We start from the raw sequence: 1,439 nt of genomic DNA, 5'->3' as shown, positions 1-1,439 counted from the left end.
CAAGGATTGGGAAAAATCCATCATCTCAGCCGAAGCCTGGATAACCATCGCCCATATCCGCATCCTTACGCGGCGGCTCGCAAGATATTGCTATCGTTGAACCCTTTTCGAGTCAGACTCTTAAGTTTTGGGGAAGCCTTTTCAACAGGGTTGAAGTTGGATGCTTCTAGAGGTCTGGGCTCAGGGGCGCCGTATGCTCCGCATTCCATCACCTCGTTTGTGATCCGGCCATAGAAATCACCGACATCCGACCAGAGATTTCACGCCACTCTGACCTCCCCTGAGCAGCATCAGTCGATTGGCACTTTAGAACAAAACGAAGCGAGGAATACCTGCAATGGCTTCTATCAGCTATGTCTCGGACAGCATTTACCAAAGCCGTCTCGGGTCTTCTCAGACCGCCAATCTCCTGCGGGTTCTTTTCCACTCGCCGGATTGGGCGCAAGTCTTCGTTCGCCTCGCCGGCGCACAAATGAGCGTGCTCTCGCTGGCTGCGAGGGACCGTGAACTCGTGATCCTCCAAGCGGGCTATATGCTCGACGCCGCCTATGTCGTGGCACAGCATGAGGGGATATCCGAGATCCTCGGCGTTTCCCAGGCGCAGCGCGACGCCCTTCGCGAAAATCGGTTTAACGACGAGGTCTTCACCGATCGTGAAAAAGCGCTTGTGCGCCTTGTTGCCAGCCTGATTGACCGTTCCTACCCAAATGACGCTACGCTTGCTGAAGCAAGCCGGCATTTCTCTGAAGCCGAGCTCGTGGAGATCGTGGGAGTTCAGGGCTTTGCAGCGACTGTGGCAGCAATCACGCGGACTTTCGATGTGGACATCGATCCCGTAAGCGGCGAGGACCTCCTTCGCTTTTCCAAGCGGGTGACCGATCTCAGACAAGGATCGCTATAGCTTCACCAGTCGCAAGAAAGGCCTTCTGATCGACGAGCCTGGCGGCGCATGCGGCGGCAACAGCAAGACGATCACTCGTCAGCAGTTGGAGAGCCGAGTGCTCCATTGCATGCCCGTCGCCGTCTTTGCGACAGGCATCTTCGACATGCTCTCCGACCAGACCATCGCTGTCGAAACGGCCAAGCTCAAACGTTCGCCGGCGGAGCTATTCATAAGCTATGGTCTGCGAGTTGAAACTCTCTCCGAATGAGGCTCTAATTTCAACTGTAGCCAAAATGGCCCTTACGGAAATCGTCAAGTTGCAGCGTTCGACTACCAACGAAGTTTCGGCGGTGGCTTGATGACCATCGAACGCGACGACACACGCATCTAAGGAAAAATCATGAACATTAAAACGACGTTGGGGACCGCTGGTCTAAGAGTCTGACTCGAAAAGGGTTCAACGATAGCAATATCTTGCGAGCCGCCGCGTAAGGATGCGGATATGGGCGATGGTTATCCAGGCTTCGGCTGAGATGATGGATTTTTCCCAATCCTT

At 54.6% G+C, this 1,439-nt stretch carries 2 protein-coding genes and 2 pseudogenes; 3 read left to right on the top strand and 1 reads right to left on the bottom strand.

All coding sequences use genetic code 11. The annotated features are described in order from the left end of the window. From DTW90_RS36925 to DTW90_RS37520, 3 genes and pseudogenes are all read left to right on the top strand, one after another. Positions 1-100 (top strand): annotated as a pseudogene (locus DTW90_RS36925) (IS5/IS1182 family transposase); the annotation flags it as partial. Between the two features lie 237 nt (positions 101-337). Further along, positions 338-901, top strand: coding sequence for a carboxymuconolactone decarboxylase family protein (locus DTW90_RS36920; RefSeq protein ID WP_149345061.1), 564 nt, complete (start codon positions 338-340; stop codon positions 899-901). A gap of 97 nt (positions 902-998) precedes the next feature. Next, a complete protein-coding gene (locus tag DTW90_RS37520) occupies positions 999-1,151 on the top strand; it encodes a hypothetical protein (RefSeq protein ID WP_188080199.1) in 153 nt (50 codons plus the stop codon). A gap of 189 nt (positions 1,152-1,340) precedes the next feature. Here DTW90_RS37520 and DTW90_RS36915 read toward each other — a convergent pair. After that, positions 1,341-1,439: pseudogene (locus DTW90_RS36915) on the bottom strand (IS5/IS1182 family transposase); the annotation flags it as partial.

The sequence above is a fragment of the Neorhizobium sp. P12A genome, from assembly GCF_008365395.1.
Lineage (GTDB): Bacteria > Pseudomonadota > Alphaproteobacteria > Rhizobiales > Rhizobiaceae > Rhizobium.
This window is presented reverse-complemented; position numbering and strand designations above follow the sequence as displayed.

Bases quoted from the DNA above. Each gene is read 5' to 3' on its own strand.
- DTW90_RS36920 (WP_149345061.1), top strand. From the start codon at position 338: ATGGCTTCTATCAGCTATGTCTCGGACAGCATTTACCAAAGCCGTCTC.